The organism is Klebsiella terrigena (assembly GCF_012029655.1).
Taxonomy (GTDB): Bacteria; Pseudomonadota; Gammaproteobacteria; order Enterobacterales; family Enterobacteriaceae; genus Klebsiella; species Klebsiella terrigena.
Genome location: NZ_CP050508.1, coordinates 2201669 through 2223698 on the forward strand (window position 1 = coordinate 2201669; position 22030 = coordinate 2223698).

Below are 22030 nucleotides of genomic sequence, written 5' to 3' on the forward strand. Positions count from 1 at the left end.
ATAATACTAAAAAGACTAGCGGTGATTTAAAAACTCTCCCGGAGGGTTATGTTTAAAAAGATAAAATTGTTTCGGTATCAATATTAGTTTGTATCAATGTCGTGTTGGCAAAGATTTCGACAAATCAGTAAATCCGAAGTTATTAGGTTTTAGATGCCTTTTTAGAACTTATTATTTCGCTATTTGGTAAACAAACATTAATAAAGACGAATCTATGGACGACTTAACCCTGCGTTATTACGACGCTGAAATGCGCTACCTGCTGGAAGCCGGGGAAGAATTTGCCCGTGCTCATCCTGAACAGGCGGCAATGCTCAATCTGGATAAATCGGGCGCGCGAGACCCGTTCGTGGAACGCCTGTTTGAAGGCTTTGCCTTCCTGATGGGCCGATTGCGCGAGAAGCTCGATGACGACCTGCCAGAATTGACCGAAGGGCTGGTCAGCCTGCTGTGGCCGCATTACCTGCGCACCATACCGTCAATGTCGGTAGTGGAGTTCACCCCGGACTGGGGCGAAATGAAGGAGCAGATGCGCATCGACAAAGGCTTTGAGGTACATTCCCGACCGATCGGTGAGAAGGGTACGCGCTGTCGTTACTCCACCACGAAAGCGATAGACCTTCAGCCCTTCTCGCTGGAACGCGTCAGCCTGGCGACCGACTTTGATGGCCGCTCGGTTGTCACGCTGCGCTTTAGCTGCAGCAAGCTGGCGGACTGGAGCCGTATCGATCTCAGCCATGTCCCGTTCTACTTCAATGCCGACGCGCCTCTGGCCTGCGCCATGCACGAAGCCTTCACCATGAATGTGGCCAGGATGTGGCTGCGGATGCCCGGTGATGTGGAAAGAAAACCGCTGGACGGGTATTTCACCGCGCTCGGGTTTGGTGATGATGATACCCTCTGGCCGAAGGGCAGCAGTAGTTTCAGCGGCTACCAGCTGCTGCTGGAGTACTTTACCTTCCGCGAGAAATTTATGTTCACCGGCCTGTGTGGGCTGGAGACCGTCGCGTTCCCGGCTGAGCTCCCCTGGTTTGAAATCGACGTGGTGCTGGCTGAGCGCTGGGAGCATGACTTCAGCTTTACCGGGAAGCACCTGCGGCTGAACTGCGTACCGGTAATTAACCTGTTTCCACTGGAATCCGATCCGCTGACGCTCAACTCGTTGCAGACGGAATACATGCTGCGCCCGATGCGGGTACAGGATGGTCATACCGAGATTTACGCCGTGGATTCGGTGATGTCATCAAGCCAGCATACCTACGTCCCGTTCTCGAGCTTTCGCCACAAGGGCGGGATGATGCGCCATGAAGCGCCGGAATACTACTATCACACCCGCCTACGCCGCGGACCGTCCGGTCTGCATAACACCTGGCTAATTCTTGGTGGCGAAGCGTTTGATACTCACACCGTGCCGATAGATGAAAGCCTGTCCCTGACGCTCACCGGCACCAACGGCCAGCTGCCTCGTCGGGCCCTGCAAAGCACCGTGCTCGATACGGTGGTGAAAACCACCTCAGTCAGCATTGCTGTTCGCAACCTGTGTGCGCCGACGCTGCCTTGCTATCCACCGGATAGGGATCGCTTTCACTGGCGTGTGCTAAGCCATCTTGGCAGCGGTTTTCTCTCGATGATGGATAACGCAGAGGTGCTCCGCGGTACCCTGGCGCTGTATGAGTGGACAGACAGCGAGATGAACCGGCGCCGTCTGGAGGCCATTATTGATGTGAAGCACAGCGAAACCGAGCGTTTTGAGCAGGGCTACCTGGTACGCGGCGTGCAGATTGAGGTCATGCTCGATAGCCACGGCTTTGCCGGAAGAGGGGATATCTGCCTGTTTGGCGAGATGCTGAGCCGCTTCTTCGCGCTTTATACCGATATCTATCTGTTTAATCGCCTGATTATCATCCTGCAACCGACCGGAGAACGCCTGGAATGGGAAGAGAAGCACAACCGACGCATTCCCGGCTGACCCTTCAGCTGGAGGCAGACCTTCACCGTATTAACTTTTACCGTTTCTGCCAACTGCTGGAAAAGTGCCATCCGGATAAACCGCTGATGGGCACAACCAGCCATCCCGCTGATGATCCGGTACGCTTTGCTCCTCATCCGGGAATGGGATTTCCGGTCAGCGAACTGAAAGCCGTCGAATATGACGAAGACGATGACGGCACACCAGCGGTCATTCGTACCACCTTTATGGGGATGTACGGCGTCGATTCACCGCTGCCGACCGCTTATCTCGATGACATCGCCCAGCGCCGGGAGGGGCATGAGGCCATCCAGAGCTTTTTGGATATCTTCAGCCACCGCATCCTGACCCAGTTTTACCGCATCTGGCGGAAGTACTCCTGGCCTGCCACGTTCGAGCCCGGAGGTGGCGACAATATTTCGCAGTCGCTGTTGGGACTGGTGGGGCTGGGGATCCCCGGAACCGCAGAGCATATAGCCACCCCGGTGTCGCGCTTTCTGGCTCTGCTCGGCGTGTTACGCCAGCCCGGAAAAACTCAGGAGGGGATGCAGGCGCTGGTGAGCCTGCTGGCACCCGACACCACCGTACAGGTGAGCCCGTATTGCCTGCGGCCGGTAGCGGTCAGTCAGCCACTGGGCTTTTACGGTGATGACGATTTTCTCCTGGACGGCAACACACCGCTTGGCGACGAGGCGATGGATGCCAGCAGCCAGCTGCTGATTGCGCTTGCAACGGATAACCGGCAGGAAGCGCAGGGCTGGAAGCCGGATGGTCTGCTGTATCCGGATTTTCTGGTGATGCTAAGGGTCTATCTGGGCTGGCGCTTTAAGGCAAAAATCACCCTAACGACGTTGACTCGCTTGTTGGCCGCCCCTCCGCTTGGCGAAGGTCATTTCTGGCTTGGCATGAATGGCGTGCTGGGAGCTGAAGATCGCGTGTTCCAGGACGATATCCCGCAGACCTTTACGACGGAACTGGGTTATTACAGCGGCATGAATCCCGCCATACCACAACAAGGAAACCGATGTGTTACGTACAAGTTCGACTAAAATCGCCTGCTGGCTGCTGCCGCTGGTGGCGTTCAGCCTGACGGGCTGTGGGGTGACGCAGAGCGTCACTGAGGGTACTAAATCGGCCTTCAGCGCCATTTTTTACAAGAAAATTAAAGTCCTGCATCTCGATTTTATAGCGCGCGAGGCGCTGAATACCGATGCACGCGAGAGCAATTCGCTGTCTGAGCCGCTGGTAGTGCGGGTGTATCAGCTGAAGGAACGCAAAACCTTCGACAAGACGGTATATCAGCAGCTGCTGAAAGAGGACGATACCCAGCTGAACGCCGATTTGCTGGCCACGCGTGATGTGGTCGTGAAGCCGGGTGGTGATGCGAATCTCGATATGCCAATGGAAGCCGACGCGCAGTTTGTGGCCGTTGTCGGGCTGTTCCGTCATCCGGATATGGTGAATAACACCTGGAAGCTGGTCATCGAACGTGAAGACCTCGATCCTGATAAACCGCGTATCCTGGAAGCCGGAAACAACCATCTGAGATTACAGCCCGTTAAGGATGATTAATGTCACAGGGACACAATACCCCCTCATTATATGAAATTCTCTACGGCAACTTCACCGGTGGCCTCGACCTCAACCTCGTCAACGAGCAGGACCAGACGATCCTGTCCGTGCTGGACAATATGCAGCGCATTCTCAACTGCCGCGCCGGCACGCTGGCGCATCTGCCGGACTACGGCCTGCCGGATATGACCAAAATCCTGCAGGGTATGCCCGGTAGCGCCCATGAACTGATGGGGACGCTGTCGGCCGTTTTGCTCAAATATGAACCGCGGCTGAAAAGCATTAGCGTTATTCTCCTTGAGCAGGCGATCCCCGGCGAGCTGCGCTATGCGATCGATGCGGAGCTGAAAGGGGTGGGCCTGGTGCGCTATGGTACCGAGTTTATGCCCGAGGGGCGGATATTTATTCGCCACCTAAAGCAACAGCATTATTTCGACAGAAATCCCCGCATGTAGGGATGCCGGGCAGGCCGGTACGATATCTTCCTCGGGACGAATGACCGCCAGCTTCCGGAGTGAATCGCCAATCTCTGCCTGCCAATCCACGGATGAATCCATTATGAAAAGCACAGAACCCCGAGATATTCGCACGGGCGGCGATCCGCGCCCGTTCCCTGACTTCATCGCCCTTCGCGATGAAATGAGTAAGCAGACGCATCCCGCCAGGCCTGATATTCACTGGGAGCGGGTGGAGAAATTGTCGCTGGCGCTGTTTGATAAAAACGGGATTGAGCTGCAGACAGGGGCCTGGTACACCCTGGCGCGCAGCCATCTGGCACGGGTGGAAGGCATGAACGAAGGGCTGAAGCTCGTTGCGACGATGCTCAGCCGCCAGTGGGCGCAGTACTGGCCGCGGGCCAGCCACCCGCGGGCAGAAATTCTCTCAGGGCTGTTTCAGCGGCTGCAGAAAGTGTTCCGCACCTTTACCCTGAGCCATGAGGATTATCATCCGCTCCTGCAGCTGGAGTCGACGCTTGATTCCCTGAGCAGCATCCTTGCCCGTCAGGAACTGCTGCAGATAAGCCAGATAGAGCCGCTGGTGCAGCAGGTATGCAGCGCGTTGACGCGCGTGGAAAATGCGCCAGAGCCACAATTATCGGCTGCAGCCATTACTCTCCCTGTCGCACAGGCTCCGCCGATCGGATTGAATGAAGCAATACCAGAGCCCCGGCGGCCGGATGCAATCCCGCCAGGTTCCGCCGTCGCCGTTAACAGGGTCCACAAAACGGCGCCTGCGCCAAAGCGGGTCGGCCTATTCGCCTGCGGGATGCTGACGGCCTTTGCGTTGAGTGCCGCAGTCTTTATCGGCGGCCACTACCTGGCTCGCTCGGATCAAGCGGGTCAACAGCCCGACAGTCGCCAACAGCCGCTACCCTGGCTGCCCGGCGCGGTGGCAGGCGAGACGTTCAGCTCTTCTGGCTCAGCCGCCGGCTGGCTGAAGGATGCCTCGCTGAGGTTAGAGGCGCTTTCTGCCCTCCCGCCTGACTGGCATCTTCGCTATGGTCAGGATTTGATAAACCAGGCTTATGCACTGTGGCCGGGGCTTCCCGAAACTGAAGAGTTGGGTACTCAGTGGCGGCAAAAGCTTGCCCTGAACGGGACGTCCGATGATTCGCTGGCGGGCTGGCATCAGGGCATGCACAGGCTCCAGAGCCTGAGCGAGCAGCTTAACGCGTTGGATGGACAGAAAGGGAGATACCTGACGGTCAGCGAGCTGAAATCGCAGGTGTTTGCAGCCATTCAGGCATTTAATCAGTCGGTGCCGGCGGAGGAGCAGCTCCGGCAGATAGCTGCACGACAGGAGCCGGGGATGATCCCGCAGGCGCAGAAACTTGAGGTGGAGCAGCACCTACAGCAGCTCATCATCCGATACTCGGCGCTAACTAACAGGGAATAGCGCTGCTCGCCGGGGAGCTTGTTCGTCACACAACCGGGTATTGTTCCGCAGTCAGCCCAATCGCTGACCCATCGCTGAATAGCCTCGTAAACAAGCGCCCGGGGCATTTTTACCAACTGCGCAGAGCGGCCTGCAGTATCATTCGCGTCAGAAACAAAAAACCACGCCATGGCGTGGTTTTTTTTATGCTGCTTTGCTGTTGCTATGAGATTTTTGGAAACCTCATGAAACAACAGAAGTGATTTAGACGTTGAACAGGAAGTTCATGACGTCGCCATCTTTAACGATGTAATCTTTGCCTTCGGCGCGCATCTTACCGGCTTCTTTCGCACCCTGTTCGCCTTTGTAAGTAATAAAGTCTTCATAGGCGATAGTCTGAGCGCGGATAAAGCCTTTTTCGAAGTCGGTGTGGATTTTACCCGCCGCCTGCGGTGCGGTCGCGCCGACAGGGATGGTCCACGCGCGGACTTCTTTAACCCCGGCGGTGAAGTAGGTCTGCAGGTTCAGCAGCTCGTAGCCGGCGCGAATAACGCGGTTCAGGCCCGGCTCTTCGATGCCCAGTTCAGCCATGAACTCATCGCGGTCAGCGTCGTCAAGTTCCGCAATATCGGATTCAACGGCGGCGCACACGGCAACCACTACTGAGCCTTCGGCGGCAGCGATTTCGCGGACTTTATCGAGGTACGGGTTGTTCTCGAAGCCGTCTTCGTTGACGTTGGCGATGTACATGGTTGGCTTCAGGGTCAGGAAGCTCAGGTATTTGATGGCCGCTTTATCTTCGTCCGTCAGCGCCAGCGCGCGCAGCATGCCGGCGTTTTCGAGCTGCGGCAGGCATTTTTCCAGTGCGACCAGTTCAGCTTTCGCGTCTTTATCGCCGCCTTTTGCCCTTTTCTGTACGCGGTGAATGGCGCGTTCGCAGGTGTCAAGATCGGACAGCGCCAGCTCGGTATTGATAACGTCGATATCGTCAGCCGGATCCACCTTGTTGTTAACGTGGATGATGTTGTCGTTTTCAAAGCAGCGAACAACGTGGCCGATAGCTTCGGTTTCACGAATGTTGGTCAGGAACTGGTTGCCCAGGCCTTCGCCTTTGGATGCGCCTTTTACCAGGCCGGCGATGTCGACGAATTCCATGGTAGTCGGCAGGATGCGCTGCGGTTTAACGATTTCGGCCAGCTTATCCAGACGCGGATCGGGCATCGGTACGACACCGGTGTTCGGCTCAATAGTACAGAAGGGGAAGTTGGCCGCTTCAATACCCGCTTTGGTGAGCGCATTGAACAGGGTGGACTTGCCGACGTTGGGCAAACCGACGATACCGCATTTGAATCCCATGATTTAAATCACCTTAATCTTTTGATAATCAACCTGTTACATTGAACAGATTGTAGAAAAGTAAATAGCTTTGCCTATTATACACGGTGTGCGGCAAAAATTCCGCACGTCGGCCGTTTATTGCGCTTTAAATGCGTGTAAACGGTTGGTGGCTTTGGTCAGACCTTCTTTCAGCCAGACTTCCGTGCAGCGCGCGGCTTCATCAACCGCTTCATCTATCAGTTTCTGCTCGCTAAGGGGCGGTTTACCTAACACAAAACCGACAACTTTGTTTTTATCGCCCGGATGGCCGATTCCGACGCGTAAGCGGTGAAAGTTCGGGTTATTACCCAGTTTGCTAATGATATCTTTCAGGCCGTTATGCCCGCCGTGGCCGCCGCCGAGCTTAAATTTCGCCACGCCTGGCGGTAAATCCAGCTCATCGTGCGCGACCAGAATCTCGTCGGGATTAATCCGGTAAAAGGTGGCCATCGCCGCCACGGCTTTACCGCTGAGGTTCATAAAGGTGGTCGGCACCAGCAGGCGCACATCCTCGCCGGCAAAGTTAATCCGCGAGGTGTAGCCGTAGAATTTGCTCTCTTCGCGCAGCGGGGCGCGGTGGCGGTCGGCCAGGAGGTCTACATACCAGGCGCCCGCGTTATGGCGTGTCGCCGCGTATTCCGCACCGGGGTTAGCCAGGCCGACAATCAGTTTTATCGTCACTTTTATATCCTGCATGGGTCGTTCTCTGGCGCGTAGTGTACTGTCTGCGAGCGCGCTTGACAAAATTCTGCCAGCGCAGCGCTATCGACACGATAATTTCGCCGGTGAACCATTAGAATTTGATGTTGTTCAGTAGGTTATTTGTAAACTTTTGTTGGTTTGATGTTCGCTAATGTGATCGCCAACGCAATCAATCTTCTGCCCATTGTCTATACTACACCTATAAGTTCTGAGGATATTCTCAGGCAACCCAAGGTTCCGGAGGTGACATATGAAACGCAGAAACGCTTCGTTACTCGGTAATGTACTGATGGGTTTAGGGTTGGTCGTCATGGTTGTTGGCGTCGGCTACTCCATTTTAAACCAGCTCCCGCAGCTTGACCTGCCGCAGTTTTTCGCGCACGGCGCGATTCTCAGCATCTTCGTCGGCGCCGTTCTCTGGCTTGCCGGCGCGCGTATTGGCGGCCATGAACAGGTTTGCGACAGATACTGGTGGGTGCGCCACTACGACAAACGCTGCCGTCGTGACCAGCACCGCCACAGCTAGGTTAGTCCGTTATCTGCACCTGTCGCCAGACGGGTGCAATTTTGTCAACGTATCCGCTCTGCAGCCAGCCATCATCCTAACGGCTGGCTGACTATATTACTCCTGCTTATTTTACTCCCGCAACGGCCACCCCGCTGATATTGTTGCCCCTGTTGATAAACTCTTTGCTTGACCCTGACGTAACGTCAGGCAGCAGAGTAGCGCCACTGGCAGACAAAAGGAGCAGTCATGTTAATTCAGGTGGGGGAGCTGGCGAAACGCGCCGGAATGACCGTCCGTACGCTACATCACTATGAACAAACCGGGCTGCTGACGCCTTCGGCCAGAAGCGCGGCGGGTTACCGGCTATACGATCTGGCGGCCGTTCAGCGGCTGCATATGATTAAGGCGCTGGCACAGGCCGGGCTGGAGCTCGCGGCTATTAAGGAGCATCTCGATTGCGGTTCGCTTTCGTTATCCGATCTGCTGGTGCAGCAAATTACCACCCTCGATACGCAGCTGCGCACTATCTCAACGCTGCGCGAAAGGCTGGTGCTGCTCCGCGACGAACTGGGTAGCGGCCGTGAACCCGATCTGGAGTCCTGGCTACAGACCCTGGAGCTTATGAAAATGTACGATCGTTGGTTTAGTCCGCAGGAGTTACAAACGCTGCCGTTCGCCGAGCAGGATGAACAGCGCAATCAAATCTGGCAGGCGCTGGTTATGGAAGCGCAGCGGCTGATGCAGGAGAGCTGCCCGCCTGACTCGCCGTCGGCGATGGCGCTGGCCACCCGCTGGATGGAGCGCCTGGAGCTAGATACCGCCGGGCGACCGGAATTTCTCACCCGACTCAATGAGATGCATGCTACGGAACCGCAAATGCGCGCGCAAACCGGCATTACGCCCGAAATTGTGGACTACATTACCCACGCCTTTGCGCAAAGCAAGCTCGCGATCTGGGCGCGCTATCTCAACGCCGACGAGCTGGCGTTTACCCGTGAGCACTATTTCGATCGGCTGATGGAGTGGCCGGGGCTGGTATCGGCGCTGCATCAGGCCTGCGCCGAGCAGACCGATCCGGCATCCGAGGCCGGGCAAAAGCTGGCGCAGCAGTGGCTGGCGCTGTTCCAGTCGTATGCCGGCACCAGCCCGCAGACTCAGCAAAAGTTTCGCCATGCGATGGAGTGCGAACCGCATCTGATGAAGGGGACGTGGATGACGCCGCCGGTGCTCGGCTGGCTCCAGCAGGCGATAGGGGTGATGATGCAGGCGCGAACGCCCGCATCCCGCTAGTTAAATATCCGCCAGCGCGGCGTTGCGATCGGGGTAGAAGCTCAGGCGTCCGGCAATGGGCTGGACTCCGGCGCGTGCCAGGGTACGCAGCGGCTGAAACTCAAGATTCGATACCCGCAGCTCGCAGCCTTCCGGCAGCTTTTTCACGAAGCGCTGGAAGGCATCCAGGCCACCTGCATCCAGCACCGGCACCGCATCCCATTTCAGTACCACGATCCGCTTACCCGCAATACGCGTTTCCAGATCGTTAAATAGCCCCTCGGCGGCGGCGAAGAACAGCGGGCCGATAACCCGCAGCACCAGCACGTCGTCGGGCACGTCGATGTTGACCGGGGCCAGGCGCGTCATGCGGGCGATACGGCGCATAAACAGCAGCGAAGCCAGTACGATGCCGACGCTGATCGCGATGACCATATCAAACAGCACCGTCAGCGACATGCACATCAGCATGACCACGATGTCGTCCTTCGGCGCATAGCGCAGCAAATTCACTACCTTGTGCGCTTCGCTCATATTCCACGCCACCATCAGCAGCAGCGCCGCCATCGCCGACAGCGGCAGCCAGGAGAGCAGCGGGGCGAGGATCAGCAGCGCCATAATCACCAGCAGCGCATGGATCACTGCAGAAACCGGCGAGGTCGCACCGGCGCGCACGTTGGCCGCCGAGCGGGCAATCGCCGCGGTCGCGGTAATGCCGCCGAAGAAAGGCGCAACGATATTGCCCAGACCCTGACCGATCAGCTCGCTGTTCGCCTTATGCTTGGTGCCGGTCATACCATCCAGCACCACCGCGCACAGCAGCGACTCAATGGCGCCAAGCATGGCCATGGAGAACGCCGCCGGCAGCAGCGCCTGCAGCGAGGCCCAGCTGAGGGTGAAATCAGAGCCCGGCATATCCCAGGGCAGCACCAGCTGCGGCAGCAGCTGCGGAATGCCGCTTCCCTGGCTGCCGTCGGCGAGCGTGTAGTGGAACTGAGAGCCGATGGTCGCGACGTGGCCGCCCAGCAGAGTGACGATCGCCATCACCCCGCAGCCCGCCAGCAGCGCGGGAAGATGGCCCGGTAGGCGGATCCCAAGGCGCGGCCAGAGGATCAGAATTGCGAGCGTCACGATGCCAATCGCGGCGTCGCCAACGTTGACCGTCGGCAGCGCCATAATCAGCGCGGAAACTTTCTGCAAATAGTGCTCCGGCACGTGCGCCATCTGCAGGCCAAGGAAGTCCTTAATCTGCATGGTACCGATAGTAATACCGATACCTGAGGTGAAACCGAGGGTCACCGAGAGCGGGATATATTCAATCAGCCGACCGAAGCGGGCGAGGCCGAAGAGAATTAAAAAAATGCCGGACATCAGCGTCGCGACCAGCAGCCCGGCGAGGCCAAACTGCTGCGATACCGGGTAGAGGATCACCACAAAGGCGGCGGTCGGCCCGGAAACGCTAAAGCGTGAGCCGCCGGTCAGGGCGATGATGATCCCGGCTACGGCGGAGGTATAGAGTCCATACTGCGGCGCTACGCCGCTGCCAATTGCCAGTGCCATTGCCAGCGGGATCGCAATAATCCCCACCGTTATCCCGGCAATCAGGTCGCGAGTGAAGCGCGAAACGGTATATTTTTCTTTCCAGCAGGCGTCGATGAGGGCGCGGAAAGGCATCACGTGTGAGGAAAATAATCTGTTCACGATAATGTTTCATCCATGGGCGCATCATCTGTCAACTAAATGGCAGGTGAAGGAGGCAATAGTCATTTCCACGTCATCCTTCGGGATGCCTCTTTGTTGGCTGCGTTCATTTACTCCGGTCACGTACTACCTGCACGCTCCCGGGGATTCATTCACTTGCCGCCTTGACGCATGCCGAATGATTTTGTGGAGGAATAAAAGGTTCAGAGACAAAAAAACCCGCCTTAGCGGGTTTCTTTGGCCTGGCTCGATTAATGCTCGAACATAGCAGAGATAGATTCTTCGTTGCTGATACGACGAATCGCTTCTGCCAGCATACCGGACAGCGTCAGGGTACGAACTTTTTCCAGGGCTTTGATTTCTGGCGCCAGCGGGATGGTATCGCAGACGACGAATTCATCAATCACAGAGTTTTTAATGTTCTGGATAGCGTTGCCGGAGAAAATTGGGTGAGTGGCGTAAGCAAAGACGCGTTTAGCACCACGTTCTTTCAGCGCTTCTGCTGCTTTGCACAGCGTGCCGCCGGTATCGATCATGTCGTCAACCATGACGCAGTCGCGGCCTGCCACGTCGCCGATGATATGCATCACCTGGGAGACGTTAGCGCGCGGACGACGTTTGTCGATGATTGCCATATCGGTATCGTTCAGCAGTTTGGCGATAGCGCGGGCGCGCACGACGCCGCCGATGTCCGGAGAAACCACGATTGGGTTATCCAGATTCAGCTGCAGCATATCTTCCAGCAGGATTGGGCTGCCGAATACGTTATCAACCGGAACGTCGAAGAAGCCTTGGATCTGTTCAGCGTGCAGGTCAACGGTCAGTACGCGGTCAACACCAACGCTGGACAGGAAGTCCGCAACCACTTTAGCAGTGATTGGCACACGGGCGGAACGAACGCGGCGGTCCTGACGAGCATAGCCGAAGTAAGGAATAACAGCGGTGATACGACCCGCCGAAGCGCGACGCAGGGCATCAACCATAACAACCAATTCCATCAGGTTGTCGTTGGTGGGAGCACAAGTGGACTGGATGATGAAAATATCACCACCGCGTACGTTTTCATTGATTTGTACGCTGACTTCGCCGTCGCTAAAACGACCTACAGCGGCGTCGCCAAGAGAAGTGTACAGGCGGTTGGCAATACGTTGTGCTAGTTCCGGGGTGGCGTTACCAGCAAAAAGCTTCATATCAGGCACGAGAAGAACCTCAGGCATGCGTCCAGTGGTGGATGAAAAGGGCCAAAAACTGTGCGGCGGCGCCGTTTCATCCAGGCGGTGTATTTAAAGAGAACGATGCAACGTCTGGAACAGGGTGACGTTGTCACCGTAACTCAATTTGCCCGGCGTACTTATCGTTACTCACGCTTAAAACGGAGCAACTTAGGGTAGGGCTAGCCTGAGCGGCGAGATGTTAACTCCTCGCGCAACAAAGCCTTGTAGCCATTCCGGGGCTTTCTCCAGCACCTGACGAGCGGCAGATTCGGTGTCAAATTCAGCAAAGACACACGCTCCTGTGCCAGTCAGGCGCGACGGCGCATATTCTAACAGCCAGGAAAGCGCCGCATCAACCTCGCGAAAACGTTTTCTTGCGATAACCTCGCAATCATTGCGAAATTCACATTTTAGCAACGTATTTATTGGCCTGATCGGGGTGTCTCGTGGTAGCTCGGGGTCGCGAAAGATGACCGGAGTCGGAATACTGACCCCTGGGTGGGCGACGAGGTACCACTTTTCCGGCGGTTCGACCGGGGTCAGAATTTCGCCAATGCCTTCGGCAAAGGCCGCATGACCGCGGACGAAAACCGGCACATCGGCGCCGAGCTGCAGCCCAAGCGTCGCCAGCTGGTCTTCCGATAGCCCGCAGCCCCAAATCTGATTCAGCGCCACCAGCACCGTGGCGGCGTTGGACGAGCCGCCGCCCAGCCCGCCGCCCATCGGCAGGCGCTTCTCAATGCTGATATCGGCACCGCTGCCGGATGGCAGCCGCCCGCATCCTGCCGCCGCCTGCATCAGCAGCCTGGCGGCGCGAATAATCAAATTTTCTTCATTCGGCACGCCGTCCACCGGGGTCAGCAGACGCAGCTCGCCGTCATCGCGCGCCTCAATGGTTAACGTATCGCCATAGTCGAGAAACTGGAACAGCGTCTGCAGCTGGTGATAACCGTCGGCGCGCTGCCCGGTAATATACAAAAACAGGTTCAGCTTCGCGGGAGAGGGCCAGCGGGTCATCATTTCACAATCCAGTTATCCATTTTCAGCTTGATGCGCTGACTGCCGTTGTTGAGCTCCATATTGGCCGGCAGCGATGGCGTGGTATCGCTGGTATATCCGCCGTAAGTGACGCGCCAGGTTTTGCCGTCTTGCGTATAGTTTAGGGTGCTCAGACGATACTGCTGATCGAGGGTGTAATCGGTGGCATCGCCCGGCAGGCCGACGATCCACTGGCGCAGGCTGTTCAGCGGGATAGGCATCCCGGTCAGGCGGCCTATCATCTCTTCCGCGTCGGTTGCGGTGTAGGTCTGACCCTTGTTATCGATCAGCGTTACGCCACCCGGCTGCGCGGTCAGCGACAGCTCGGTACTGCCCAGCGGGTTGGTCAGCAGCAGGCGATAGCTATCCTGACCGGTCTGCTGCCAGAAGAAACGGGCGTAAACCTTTTGCTCGTCGGAAAGCCAGGCAAAGGCGCCGCGGGTCTGGAACTGGCTAAGATTGCGGACATCCTGCTGGTGCTGACGCCACTGCGGTGAGTCCGGGCTTTTACCGGGGCCTTTCGGGGCGTTGAGGGTACAGGCGGTCAGGACCAGGCTTGCCAGGGGCAACAGGCGGAGCAGTCGATTCATAATGATGACAAATCCTTGATGTCTACAGTGAAATCCGGCGAAGGGTGAATACGCACACGATTTGTGTAGCGGGTTACAATAATAACTCTTAATGCTAGCGTTGCCCGGCGGTAGCGTCTACGTTCAAATTGTCTGAAATCAAAAAATTACCGTTAGTGGCTGTTACGCATTGGCTATTACTCCAAAAGGGGAGCGTCTCTTTTATTGATTCCGCGCATCCTGTATGATGCGCTCAGACTAACCTTAGCAACGCTGGTACTACTCCCTCACAATGACCCTTTTAGCTCTTGGCATTAATCACAAAACAGCTCCGGTAGCGCTGCGAGAACGCGTAACGTTTTCGCCGGACACGCTCGATGAGGCGCTGGAGAGCTTGCTGGCTCAGCCAATGGTGCAGGGAGGTGTGGTGCTGTCGACCTGTAACCGCACGGAGCTCTATCTCAGCGTTGAGGAGCAGGATAATCTGCAGGAAGTGCTCATCCGCTGGCTGTGTGATTACCACCATCTTAATGAAGACGATCTGCGCAACAGCCTCTACTGGCACCAGGATAACGATGCGGTCAGCCATCTGATGCGCGTCGCCAGCGGCCTGGATTCGCTGGTGCTCGGCGAACCGCAGATCCTCGGCCAGGTTAAAAAAGCCTTTGCGGACTCCAGCCGCGGACATCTCAACGTCAGCGAGCTGGAGCGTATGTTCCAGAAGTCGTTCTCCGTGGCTAAGCGCGTGCGCACCGAAACGGACATTGGCGCCAGCGCGGTCTCCGTCGCGTTCGCCGCCTGTACGCTGGCGCGACAAATCTTCGAATCGCTCTCCAGCGTGACCGTACTGCTGGTCGGCGCCGGGGAGACCATCGAGCTGGTGGCCCGCCATCTGCGCGAGCACCACGTGCGCAAAATGGTCATAGCCAACCGCACCCGCGAACGCGCCCAGGCGCTGGCGGATGAGGTCGGCGCTGAGGTTATCGCCCTGAGCGACATCGATGAGCGGCTGAAAGAGGCCGATATCATTATTACTTCCACCGCCAGCCCGCTGCCGATTATTGGCAAAGGGATGGTGGAGCGTGCGCTGAAGGCGCGCCGCAATCAGCCGATGCTGCTGGTCGATATCGCGGTGCCCCGCGACGTCGAGCCGGAAGTGGGCAAGCTGGCGAACGCCTATCTCTACAGCGTGGACGACCTGCAAAACATCATTCAGCACAACCTGGCGCAGCGTAAAGCCGCTGCGGTACAGGCGGAATCGATCGTCGAGCAGGAAACCAGCGAATTTATGGCCTGGCTGCGCGCCCAGAGCGCCAGCGAGACTATCCGCGAATATCGCTCCCAGTCCGAACAGGTCCGCGAGGAGCTGACGCTGAAAGCGCTGGCGGCGCTGGAGCAGGGCGGTGATGCCCAGGAAATCATGCAGGACCTGGCGCGTAAGCTGACCAACCGCCTGATCCACGCGCCAACCAAATCTCTTCAGCAGGCTGCCCGTGACGGGGACGATGAACGCCTGCATATTCTGCGCAACAGCCTCGGGCTGGAATAGCGCCATTTCTCTCTTTTTTCAGGACAGGGTTAATTCACACCTATGAAGCCTTCTATTGTTGCCAAACTGGAAGCTCTGTACGAACGCCATGAGGAAGTTCAGGCGCTGCTGGGGGATGCTGCGACCATCGCCGATCAGGATCGATTCCGCGCGCTGTCGCGCGAGTACGCGCAGCTGAGCGACGTTGCACGCTGTTATACCGAATGGCGTCAGGTGCAGGATGATATTGAAACCGCGCAGATGATGCTCGACGATCCGGAGATGCGCGAAATGGCGCAGGAAGAGCTGCGCGACGCGAAAGATAAGAGCGAAGAGATGGAGCAGCAGCTGCAGGTTCTGCTGCTGCCGAAAGATCCCGACGACGAGCGTAACGCCTTTGTCGAAGTCCGCGCCGGTACCGGCGGTGACGAAGCGGCGCTGTTTGCCGGAGATCTGTTCCGCATGTACAGCCGCTACGCGGAAGCCCGCCGCTGGCGCGTTGAGATCCTCAGCGCCAACGAAGGCGAGCACGGCGGCTATAAAGAAGTGATTGCCAAAATCAGCGGTGACGGCGTCTACGGCCGGCTGAAGTTCGAGTCCGGCGGCCACCGCGTGCAGCGCGTACCGGCGACCGAATCGCAGGGGCGTATCCACACCTCCGCCTGTACCGTCGCGGTGATGCCGGAGCTGCCGGAAGCCGAAATGCCGGACATCAACCCGTCCGACCTGCGTATCGACACCTTCCGCTCCTCTGGGGCGGGCGGGCAGCACGTTAACACCACCGATTCCGCTATTCGTATTACCCACTTGCCGACCGGTATCGTCGTGGAGTGCCAGGACGAACGCTCTCAGCACAAGAACAAGGCCAAGGCGCTGTCGGTGCTGGGCTCGCGCATTCGCGCCGCCGAAGTGGCCAAGCGTCAGCAGGCGGAAGCGTCTACCCGACGTAACCTGCTGGGCAGCGGCGATCGTAGCGATCGTAACCGTACCTATAACTTCCCGCAGGGCCGCGTGACCGACCACCGCATCAACCTGACGCTCTACCGTCTGGATGAAACGATGGAAGGTAAGCTGGATATGCTCATTGAGCCGATTGTCCAGGAGTACCAGGCCGATCAGCTGGCAGCGCTTTCCGAGCAGGAATGATGATTTTTCAACAGTGGCTGGCGCAGGCGATTGCCCGACTGAGCGACAGCGAAAGCCCGCGCCGCGACGCGGAGATCCTGCTGGGACACGTGACCGGCAGGGCGCGGACTTATCTCCTCGCCTTTGGCGAAACGGTGCTGACCGACGGCCAGCTGGCCGAGCTGGAGGCGCTGCTGAGCCGCCGCCAGCGCGGCGAGCCGATCGCGCATCTGGTCGGTCAGCGCGAATTCTGGTCGCTGCCGCTGCTGGTGTCACCGGCAACCCTGATCCCGCGCCCGGACACCGAGTGTCTCGTCGAGCAGGCGCTGGCGAGGCTGCCGGCGACGCCGTGTCGGATCCTCGATTTAGGCACCGGTACCGGCGCGATTGCGCTGGCGCTGGCCAGCGAGCGTCCTGACTGTCGGGTGACGGCGGTCGATTTTATGCCCGACGCCGTCGCGTTAGCCGCGCGCAACGCGGCTCAGCTCGCCATCACCAACGTGACGGTGCTGCAGAGCAACTGGTTTAGCGCGCTGGCGGGCCAGCAGTTTGAAATCATCGTCAGCAACCCGCCCTATATCGACGAAACCGACCCGCATCTTGCGCAGGGCGACGTTCGCTTCGAGCCGAAAACGGCGCTAGTTGCCGCCGATAGCGGTCTTGCCGATCTGGCGCACATCATTCGCGAAGGACGTCGCTTCCTGACCCCTGACGGCTTAATGCTGCTGGAGCACGGCTGGAAGCAGGGCGCCGCGGTGCGCGGCCTGTTCCACGATGCGGGATATCTCGACGTGGCGACCTGCCGCGATTACGGCGATAACGACCGCCTGACGTTAGGACGTTTTCCGGCTATGGATAAGAAGGTTGGCGTATGAATCTATTTAGCGCAGTGCTGTATCTGCATATTGCGGCGGTGGTCGTGTCGGTCAGCCTGTTCGCGTTACGCTACTGGTGGAGCTACAGCGACAGCCCGTGGCTTAACCGCCGCTGGGTACGCATCGCGCCGCACTGCAGCGACACGATACTCTTTCTCAGCGGCGCCGGATTAATGGCAATAACGCACTATCTGCCGTTTACTGAAGACGGCACATGGCTGACTGAGAAGCTATTTGGCGTTATTATTTACATCGCATTGGGTTTTATCGCGCTGGGCCGTCGACGTCCGCGCAGCCAGCAGAGCAGGTTTATCGCCTTCCTGCTGGCTTTGGTGGTGTTGTTCATCATCATACAACTCGCCATCACAAGAACACCGTTACTGGGGTAAGTCATGAGGTCACTAGCTGATTTCGAATTTAATAAAGCGCCACTGTGCGATGGAATGGTCCTCATTTCTGAATTGATCCGCGACGACTTTCCAACGGGTTACGTGCAGGACGAACTGGAGCGGCTGCTGAGCCTGGCGCAGGAAGAGATCGCGACCTCGTGGGATCAGGAACGTCAGCTGGAGCGGCTGCTGGAGCTTTTCTATCATGAATGGGGCTTCAGAGACTCCCACGGCGTCTACCGGCTTTCCGATGCCCTGTGGATCGATAAAGTATTGATTAACCGTCAGGGGAGCGCCGCGTCGCTGGGGGCGATTGTGCTGTGGATTGCCCAGCGCATGTCTCTGCCGGTGGTGCCGGTGATTTTCCCGACGCAGATGCTGCTGCGCGCTGACCCTGAAACCAGCGAAGAGATGTGGCTGATTAACCCGTTCAACGGGGAAACGCTCAATGAGCACACGCTGGAAGTGTGGCTGAAGGGCAATATTAGCCCGGTGGCCGAGCTGTTCAATGAGGATCTTGATGAAGCGGATAACGCGGAAGTGATCCACAAGCTGCTCGACACCTTAAAATCGGCGCTGATGGAAGAGCGGCAGATGGAGCTGGCCCTGCGCGCCAGCGAAGCGCTGCTGCAGTTCAATCCGGAAGATCCGTACGAAATTCGCGACCGCGGGCTGATCTACGCCCAGCTCGAGTGCGACCACGTTGCGCTGCTGGATCTGAACTATTTCGTCGAACAGTGTCCTGAAGACCCGATCAGCGAAATGATCCGCGCGCAAATCAACACGATTTCGCACAAACAAATTACATTGCATTAGTCGATATACGCGAAATACGCTGCGCTGAGGCGATTTTAAGGTATGACGCGTATTTATCTGGAATGATTCCGGTTACACCCTGATAAGGCGATCTTATGAAACAAAAAGTGGTTAGCATTGGTGATATCAACGTAGCAAACGACCTGCCTTTCGTCCTGTTTGGCGGGATGAACGTGCTGGAATCCCGCGATCTCGCGATGCGTATCTGCGAACACTACGTGACGGTGACGCAGAAGCTGGGTATTCCTTATGTGTTCAAAGCCTCTTTTGATAAAGCCAACCGTTCTTCCATCCACTCCTATCGCGGGCCGGGCCTGGAAGAAGGGATGAAGATTTTCCAGGAGCTGAAGCAGGCTTTCGGCGTGAAAATCATCACTGACGTTCATGAAGCCAGCCAGGCGCAGGCCGTGGCCGACGTGGTTGACGTGATTCAGCTGCCGGCGTTCCTCGCCCGCCAGACCGACCTGGTTGAAGCAATGGCGAAAACCGGCGCGGTGATCAACGTTAAGAAACCGCAGTTCGTCAGCCCGGGCCAGATGGGTAACATCGTCGACAAGTTTATTGAAGGCGGCAACGACAAGGTTATTCTGTGCGACCGCGGCGCTAACTTCGGCTACGACAACCTGGTTGTTGATATGCTGGGCTTTGGGGTGATGAAAAAAGCCTCCAACAACTCGCCGGTTATCTTTGACGTCACCCACGCTCTGCAGTGCCGCGACCCGTTTGGCGCCGCTTCCGGCGGTCGTCGTGCGCAGGTTGCTGAACTGGCGCGTGCCGGTATGGCGGTCGGTATCGCCGGTCTGTTCATTGAAGCGCACCCGGACCCGGAACATGCGAAATGCGACGGCCCGTCCGCGCTGCCGCTGGATAAGCTGGAGCCGTTCCTCAAGCAAATGAAGGCTATCGACGATCTGGTTAAAGGCTTTGACGAGCTGGATACCAGCAAGTAGCGGCCCCTGATATGACAAAAGCCTGCCGGTTGCAAAACCGGCAGGCTTTTTTATGCATCCTCCCCCGTGCCGCGTCGCGCGGCCGGGGGAGGTGAATCAGGCAAAAATGGTCATCAGATAGGCGGCGAATAGCGCCAGGTGCGCCGCGCCGTTGAGCACGTTGGTGCGTCCGGTCGAGAACGAGATCTGGCACAGCAGCAGGGATGAAACCATGACGATCATCTCCGGCGACCCGAGGCCAAAGTGCAGCTCATTGCCGGTTAAAAAGGCAATCAGGGTCACGACCGGTACGGTCAGAGAGATGGTTGCCAGCACCGAACCGAAGAACAGATTCATCGCGCGCTGTACCTGATTGTTTAATACCGCCTTCAGGGCACCCAGGCCTTCCGGGGAGAGGATCAGCAGCGCCACCAGGAAACCGGTAAAGGCCACCGGCGCGTTCATGCTGGTCAGCAGCGTCTCCAGCGGGTTGGCGTTCATCTTGGTCACCGCAATCACCGCAATCAGGTGAATGAGCAGCCACGCGGTGTGCCAGCCGCTGCTGTGCGCCGACGGCTTGCCGTGATGCGGGTCATCGTCGTCGCCGTCATCTTCATGCTCATAAATAAACAGGCTCTGGTGCGTTTTGGTCTGAATCAACAGGAAAACGCCGTACATGGCCGCCGAAATAAGCGCCACCAGCAGCGCCTGACTGGTGGAGAAATTGGCGCCAGGCAGGGCCATGGGAAACACCAGCACGATAATCGCCAGCGGGAAGAGGGCGATTAAATACTGCTTGATACCGAACAGATTCATGTACTGGGTGGCGAACTTACGCCCGCCCAGCAGCAGCGAGAAGCCGACCAGGCCGCCGGTAACGATCATGATTATCGAGTACAGGGTATCGCGCATCAGCGTCGGCGCCGCGTCGCCGGTGGCCATCAGCGCGGAAATCAGGCTAACTTCAAGAATAACGACCGACAGGCTTAGAATGAGCGAACCGTAGGGCTCGCCCAAGCGGTGGGCCAGCACGTCCGCGTGGCGTACTACGCTGAATGCGCTGCTGAGAATGCCGACTAACGCCAGAATATTAATCGCAATAACCACTGGCAGTGACTGGCTACTTCCGAAGAAGAAAAGCACTGCCAGTGCCAGCAGCGGAAATACGAGGGACGTCTCCTTGTGGCGGGTTTTTACCGCCTCATGTGCATGGGTCATGAACCATCTCCATATTGTGCAGGTGTTATAATTATAGATACTGTAAGTTGATAAAATACCAGACATTACGGAAATTGATTGGTTTTTTTACTTAAATTTACCGCTATCAACCACTAATGCTGTTAGATTGCTATAACCTGCTGTTATTGCGCTTTTATATTTACTATTCAGATAATTACTAAAGTCGACTTCTCACTCCCTCCCGCCTTGCGTAGAGCAATATTGCGTTCCAGAATTAAATTACACCCCCTTTCTGGAGAACACTATGCCTTATCACAGTAAAAAAGACCTACCCGACAGCGTCCGCCACGTCCTGCCTGAACATGCTCAGGAGATTTATAAAGAAGCCTTTAACAGCGCCTGGGACCAGTACAAACATAGCGAGGACCGTCGGGGCGACGCCAGCCGCGAAGAGACGGCGCATAAAGTGGCCTGGGCGGCGGTAAAGCATGACTATCAAAAGGGAGACGATGACCGCTGGCACAGGAAGTCATAGCCGATCCTGCTACCCACGCGGCGCCTGAGCGGCGTTAATTGCTAATTGCCAAATAAAGCTGGATAATAATTCAGCAATGTTTCATAAGAATGTTTCACAAGGATGGCATCAGATAAACGCCGGGAAGCGGGCAGTGGCGGAGGTAGTAGACAGTGTTAACACGTGATTTCTTAATCAATGCGGATTGTAAAACGGCGTTTGGCGCTATTGAGGAATCGCTACTCTGGTCGGCAGAGCAACGGGCAGCCTCGCTGGCGGCCACTTTAGCCTGTCGTCCAGACGCGGGATCGGTATGGATTTTTGGCTACGGTTCGCTGATGTGGAACCCGGCCCTCGAGTATCGTGAGTCCTGTACCGGTACGCTGCCGGGCTGGCACCGCGCCTTTTGCCTGCGGCTCACCGCCGGGCGCGGAAGCGCGCATCAGCCGGGGCGCATGCTGGCGCTGAAGGAGGGCGGGCGCACCACCGGCGTCGCCTATCGCCTGCCGGACTGCACGCTGGAAGAAGAGCTCACCCTGCTGTGGAAGCGGGAGATGATCACCGGCTGCTATCTGCCGACCTGGTGCAAGCTGGAGCTCGACGACGGGCGGACGGTCAACGCGCTGGTCTTCATTATGGATCCGCGTCATCCGCTGTTCGAAGCCGATACCAGCGCCCAGGTGATCGCGCCGCTGATCGCCAAAGCCAGCGGCCCGCTTGGCACTAACGCCCAGTACCTTTTCTCGCTCGAGCAGGAGCTGCGCAAGCTCGGCATGCACGACGATTGCCTCGACGATCTGGTCGGCAAGGTGCGAAATCTGCTGGGCGATAGCGGTCAGCCGGGGCTGGCCTGAGAAATGCCCGGGAGACCCGGGCATGAA

22 protein-coding genes are annotated in these 22030 nt (G+C 57.4%); 15 read left to right on the plus strand and 7 right to left on the minus strand.

Features of this window, described 5'->3' with window-relative positions; all coding sequences use genetic code 11:
* Positions 1–214: 214 nt before the first annotated feature.
* The 5 genes from tssF (at position 215) to HCK03_RS10360 (ending at position 5437) form a co-directional block, all read left to right on the plus strand.
* Positions 215–1969 carry a type VI secretion system baseplate subunit TssF gene (gene tssF / locus HCK03_RS10340; RefSeq protein ID WP_167691530.1) on the plus strand — a complete coding sequence of 585 codons (1755 nt, stop codon included), beginning with the start codon at positions 215–217 and terminating at the stop codon, positions 1967–1969.
* Positions 1933–3018, plus strand: coding sequence for a type VI secretion system baseplate subunit TssG (gene tssG / locus HCK03_RS10345; protein WP_167691531.1), 1086 nt, complete (start codon positions 1933–1935; stop codon positions 3016–3018). Before tssF ends, tssG begins: the two co-directional genes overlap by 37 nt.
* The gene (gene tssJ, locus HCK03_RS10350; protein WP_134526574.1) at positions 2996–3541 is read left to right on the plus strand and encodes a type VI secretion system lipoprotein TssJ; all 546 of its coding nucleotides are present in this window, start codon (positions 2996–2998) and stop codon (positions 3539–3541) included. Before tssG ends, tssJ begins: the two co-directional genes overlap by 23 nt.
* Positions 3541–3996 carry a type VI secretion system baseplate subunit TssE gene (tssE, locus tag HCK03_RS10355; protein ID WP_167691532.1) on the plus strand — a complete coding sequence of 152 codons (456 nt, stop codon included), beginning with the start codon at positions 3541–3543 and terminating at the stop codon, positions 3994–3996. Before tssJ ends, tssE begins: the two co-directional genes overlap by 1 nt.
* A 103-nt stretch (positions 3997–4099) precedes the next feature.
* Positions 4100–5437 (plus strand): VasL domain-containing protein, encoded by a 1338-nt coding sequence (locus HCK03_RS10360; RefSeq protein WP_167691533.1) that lies wholly within the window; start codon positions 4100–4102, stop codon positions 5435–5437.
* 243 nt (positions 5438–5680) lie between these two features.
* Here the strand turns inward: HCK03_RS10360 and ychF are convergent, their stop codons facing one another.
* Positions 5681–6772 (minus strand): redox-regulated ATPase YchF, encoded by a 1092-nt coding sequence (gene ychF, locus HCK03_RS10365; RefSeq protein WP_041146109.1) that lies wholly within the window; start codon positions 6770–6772, stop codon positions 5681–5683.
* A 117-nt stretch (positions 6773–6889) separates the two neighbouring features.
* Positions 6890–7474 carry an aminoacyl-tRNA hydrolase gene (gene pth, locus HCK03_RS10370; protein WP_041147674.1) on the minus strand — a complete coding sequence of 195 codons (585 nt, stop codon included), beginning with the start codon at positions 7472–7474 and terminating at the stop codon, positions 6890–6892.
* Between the two features lie 271 nt (positions 7475–7745).
* Between pth and ychH the strand changes: the two genes are divergently transcribed.
* Complete coding sequence (ychH, locus tag HCK03_RS10375) at positions 7746–8021, plus strand: stress-induced protein YchH (RefSeq protein WP_041146108.1); 276 nt, start codon at positions 7746–7748, stop codon at positions 8019–8021.
* A gap of 228 nt (positions 8022–8249) precedes the next feature.
* A complete protein-coding gene (locus HCK03_RS10380) occupies positions 8250–9293 on the plus strand; it encodes a MerR family transcriptional regulator (RefSeq protein WP_041146107.1) in 1044 nt (347 codons plus the stop codon).
* Here the strand turns inward: HCK03_RS10380 and dauA are convergent, their stop codons facing one another.
* The 4 genes from dauA to lolB form a co-directional block, all read right to left on the minus strand.
* On the minus strand, positions 9294–10973 hold the full coding sequence (dauA, locus tag HCK03_RS10385; RefSeq protein ID WP_167691534.1) for a C4-dicarboxylic acid transporter DauA: 1680 nt from the start codon (positions 10971–10973) through the stop codon (positions 9294–9296).
* 251 nt (positions 10974–11224) lie between these two features.
* Positions 11225–12172 (minus strand): ribose-phosphate diphosphokinase, encoded by a 948-nt coding sequence (gene prs / locus HCK03_RS10390; RefSeq protein WP_004863536.1) that lies wholly within the window; start codon positions 12170–12172, stop codon positions 11225–11227.
* A 183-nt stretch (positions 12173–12355) separates the two neighbouring features.
* Positions 12356–13204: a 4-(cytidine 5'-diphospho)-2-C-methyl-D-erythritol kinase gene (ispE, locus tag HCK03_RS10395; protein ID WP_167692426.1), complete on the minus strand. Its 849-nt coding sequence runs from the start codon at positions 13202–13204 to the stop codon at positions 12356–12358.
* Positions 13204–13815: a lipoprotein insertase outer membrane protein LolB gene (gene lolB / locus HCK03_RS10400; RefSeq protein ID WP_041146104.1), complete on the minus strand. Its 612-nt coding sequence runs from the start codon at positions 13813–13815 to the stop codon at positions 13204–13206. The genes ispE and lolB overlap by 1 nt, the downstream gene beginning before the upstream one ends.
* 271 nt (positions 13816–14086) lie before the next feature.
* Here lolB and hemA point away from each other — a divergent pair, with 271 nt between their 5' ends.
* From hemA to kdsA, 6 genes are all read left to right on the plus strand, one after another.
* On the plus strand, positions 14087–15343 hold the full coding sequence (gene hemA, locus HCK03_RS10405; protein ID WP_041146103.1) for a glutamyl-tRNA reductase: 1257 nt from the start codon (positions 14087–14089) through the stop codon (positions 15341–15343).
* A gap of 42 nt (positions 15344–15385) precedes the next feature.
* Positions 15386–16468: a peptide chain release factor 1 gene (prfA, locus tag HCK03_RS10410; protein ID WP_041146102.1), complete on the plus strand. Its 1083-nt coding sequence runs from the start codon at positions 15386–15388 to the stop codon at positions 16466–16468.
* The gene (gene prmC, locus HCK03_RS10415) at positions 16468–17322 is read left to right on the plus strand and encodes a peptide chain release factor N(5)-glutamine methyltransferase (protein WP_167691535.1); all 855 of its coding nucleotides are present in this window, start codon (positions 16468–16470) and stop codon (positions 17320–17322) included. Before prfA ends, prmC begins: the two co-directional genes overlap by 1 nt.
* Positions 17319–17711, plus strand: a complete 393-nt coding sequence (gene sirB2 / locus HCK03_RS10420; protein WP_041146100.1) for an invasion regulator SirB2 — start codon at positions 17319–17321, stop codon at positions 17709–17711. Before prmC ends, sirB2 begins: the two co-directional genes overlap by 4 nt.
* 3 nt (positions 17712–17714) lie before the next feature.
* A complete protein-coding gene (gene sirB1, locus HCK03_RS10425; protein WP_045858970.1) occupies positions 17715–18527 on the plus strand; it encodes an invasion regulator SirB1 in 813 nt (270 codons plus the stop codon).
* A 95-nt stretch (positions 18528–18622) separates the two neighbouring features.
* On the plus strand, positions 18623–19477 hold the full coding sequence (gene kdsA / locus HCK03_RS10430; protein WP_041146098.1) for a 3-deoxy-8-phosphooctulonate synthase: 855 nt from the start codon (positions 18623–18625) through the stop codon (positions 19475–19477).
* 96 nt (positions 19478–19573) lie between these two features.
* On the opposite strand, the gene chaA is transcribed toward kdsA, so the two are convergent.
* Positions 19574–20674, minus strand: coding sequence for a sodium-potassium/proton antiporter ChaA (gene chaA / locus HCK03_RS10435; protein WP_041146097.1), 1101 nt, complete (start codon positions 20672–20674; stop codon positions 19574–19576).
* Between the two features lie 265 nt (positions 20675–20939).
* Between chaA and chaB the strand changes: the two genes are divergently transcribed.
* Together chaB and HCK03_RS10445 are read left to right on the plus strand one after the other, a co-directional pair.
* Positions 20940–21170: a putative cation transport regulator ChaB gene (gene chaB / locus HCK03_RS10440; protein ID WP_041146096.1), complete on the plus strand. Its 231-nt coding sequence runs from the start codon at positions 20940–20942 to the stop codon at positions 21168–21170.
* 152 nt (positions 21171–21322) lie between these two features.
* The gene (locus HCK03_RS10445) at positions 21323–22003 is read left to right on the plus strand and encodes a gamma-glutamylcyclotransferase (RefSeq protein WP_041146095.1); all 681 of its coding nucleotides are present in this window, start codon (positions 21323–21325) and stop codon (positions 22001–22003) included.
* Positions 22004–22030 lie beyond the last annotated feature (27 nt).

Bases quoted from the DNA above. Each gene is read 5' to 3' on its own strand.
- tssF (WP_167691530.1), top strand. From the start codon at position 215: ATGGACGACTTAACCCTGCGTTATTACGACGCTGAAATGCGCTACCTG.
- tssG (WP_167691531.1), top strand. From the start codon at position 1,933: ATGGGAAGAGAAGCACAACCGACGCATTCCCGGCTGACCCTTCAGCTG.
- tssE (WP_167691532.1), top strand. From the start codon at position 3,541: ATGTCACAGGGACACAATACCCCCTCATTATATGAAATTCTCTACGGC.
- HCK03_RS10360 (WP_167691533.1), top strand. From the start codon at position 4,100: ATGAAAAGCACAGAACCCCGAGATATTCGCACGGGCGGCGATCCGCGC.
- ychF (WP_041146109.1), bottom strand. From the start codon at position 6,772: ATGGGATTCAAATGCGGTATCGTCGGTTTGCCCAACGTCGGCAAGTCC.
- ychH (WP_041146108.1), top strand. From the start codon at position 7,746: ATGAAACGCAGAAACGCTTCGTTACTCGGTAATGTACTGATGGGTTTA.
- HCK03_RS10380 (WP_041146107.1), top strand. From the start codon at position 8,250: ATGTTAATTCAGGTGGGGGAGCTGGCGAAACGCGCCGGAATGACCGTC.
- ispE (WP_167692426.1), bottom strand. From the start codon at position 13,204: ATGACCCGCTGGCCCTCTCCCGCGAAGCTGAACCTGTTTTTGTATATT.
- lolB (WP_041146104.1), bottom strand. From the start codon at position 13,815: ATGAATCGACTGCTCCGCCTGTTGCCCCTGGCAAGCCTGGTCCTGACC.
- hemA (WP_041146103.1), top strand. From the start codon at position 14,087: ATGACCCTTTTAGCTCTTGGCATTAATCACAAAACAGCTCCGGTAGCG.
- prfA (WP_041146102.1), top strand. From the start codon at position 15,386: ATGAAGCCTTCTATTGTTGCCAAACTGGAAGCTCTGTACGAACGCCAT.
- prmC (WP_167691535.1), top strand. From the start codon at position 16,468: ATGATTTTTCAACAGTGGCTGGCGCAGGCGATTGCCCGACTGAGCGAC.
- sirB2 (WP_041146100.1), top strand. From the start codon at position 17,319: ATGAATCTATTTAGCGCAGTGCTGTATCTGCATATTGCGGCGGTGGTC.
- sirB1 (WP_045858970.1), top strand. From the start codon at position 17,715: ATGAGGTCACTAGCTGATTTCGAATTTAATAAAGCGCCACTGTGCGAT.
- kdsA (WP_041146098.1), top strand. From the start codon at position 18,623: ATGAAACAAAAAGTGGTTAGCATTGGTGATATCAACGTAGCAAACGAC.
- chaA (WP_041146097.1), bottom strand. From the start codon at position 20,674: ATGACCCATGCACATGAGGCGGTAAAAACCCGCCACAAGGAGACGTCC.
- chaB (WP_041146096.1), top strand. From the start codon at position 20,940: ATGCCTTATCACAGTAAAAAAGACCTACCCGACAGCGTCCGCCACGTC.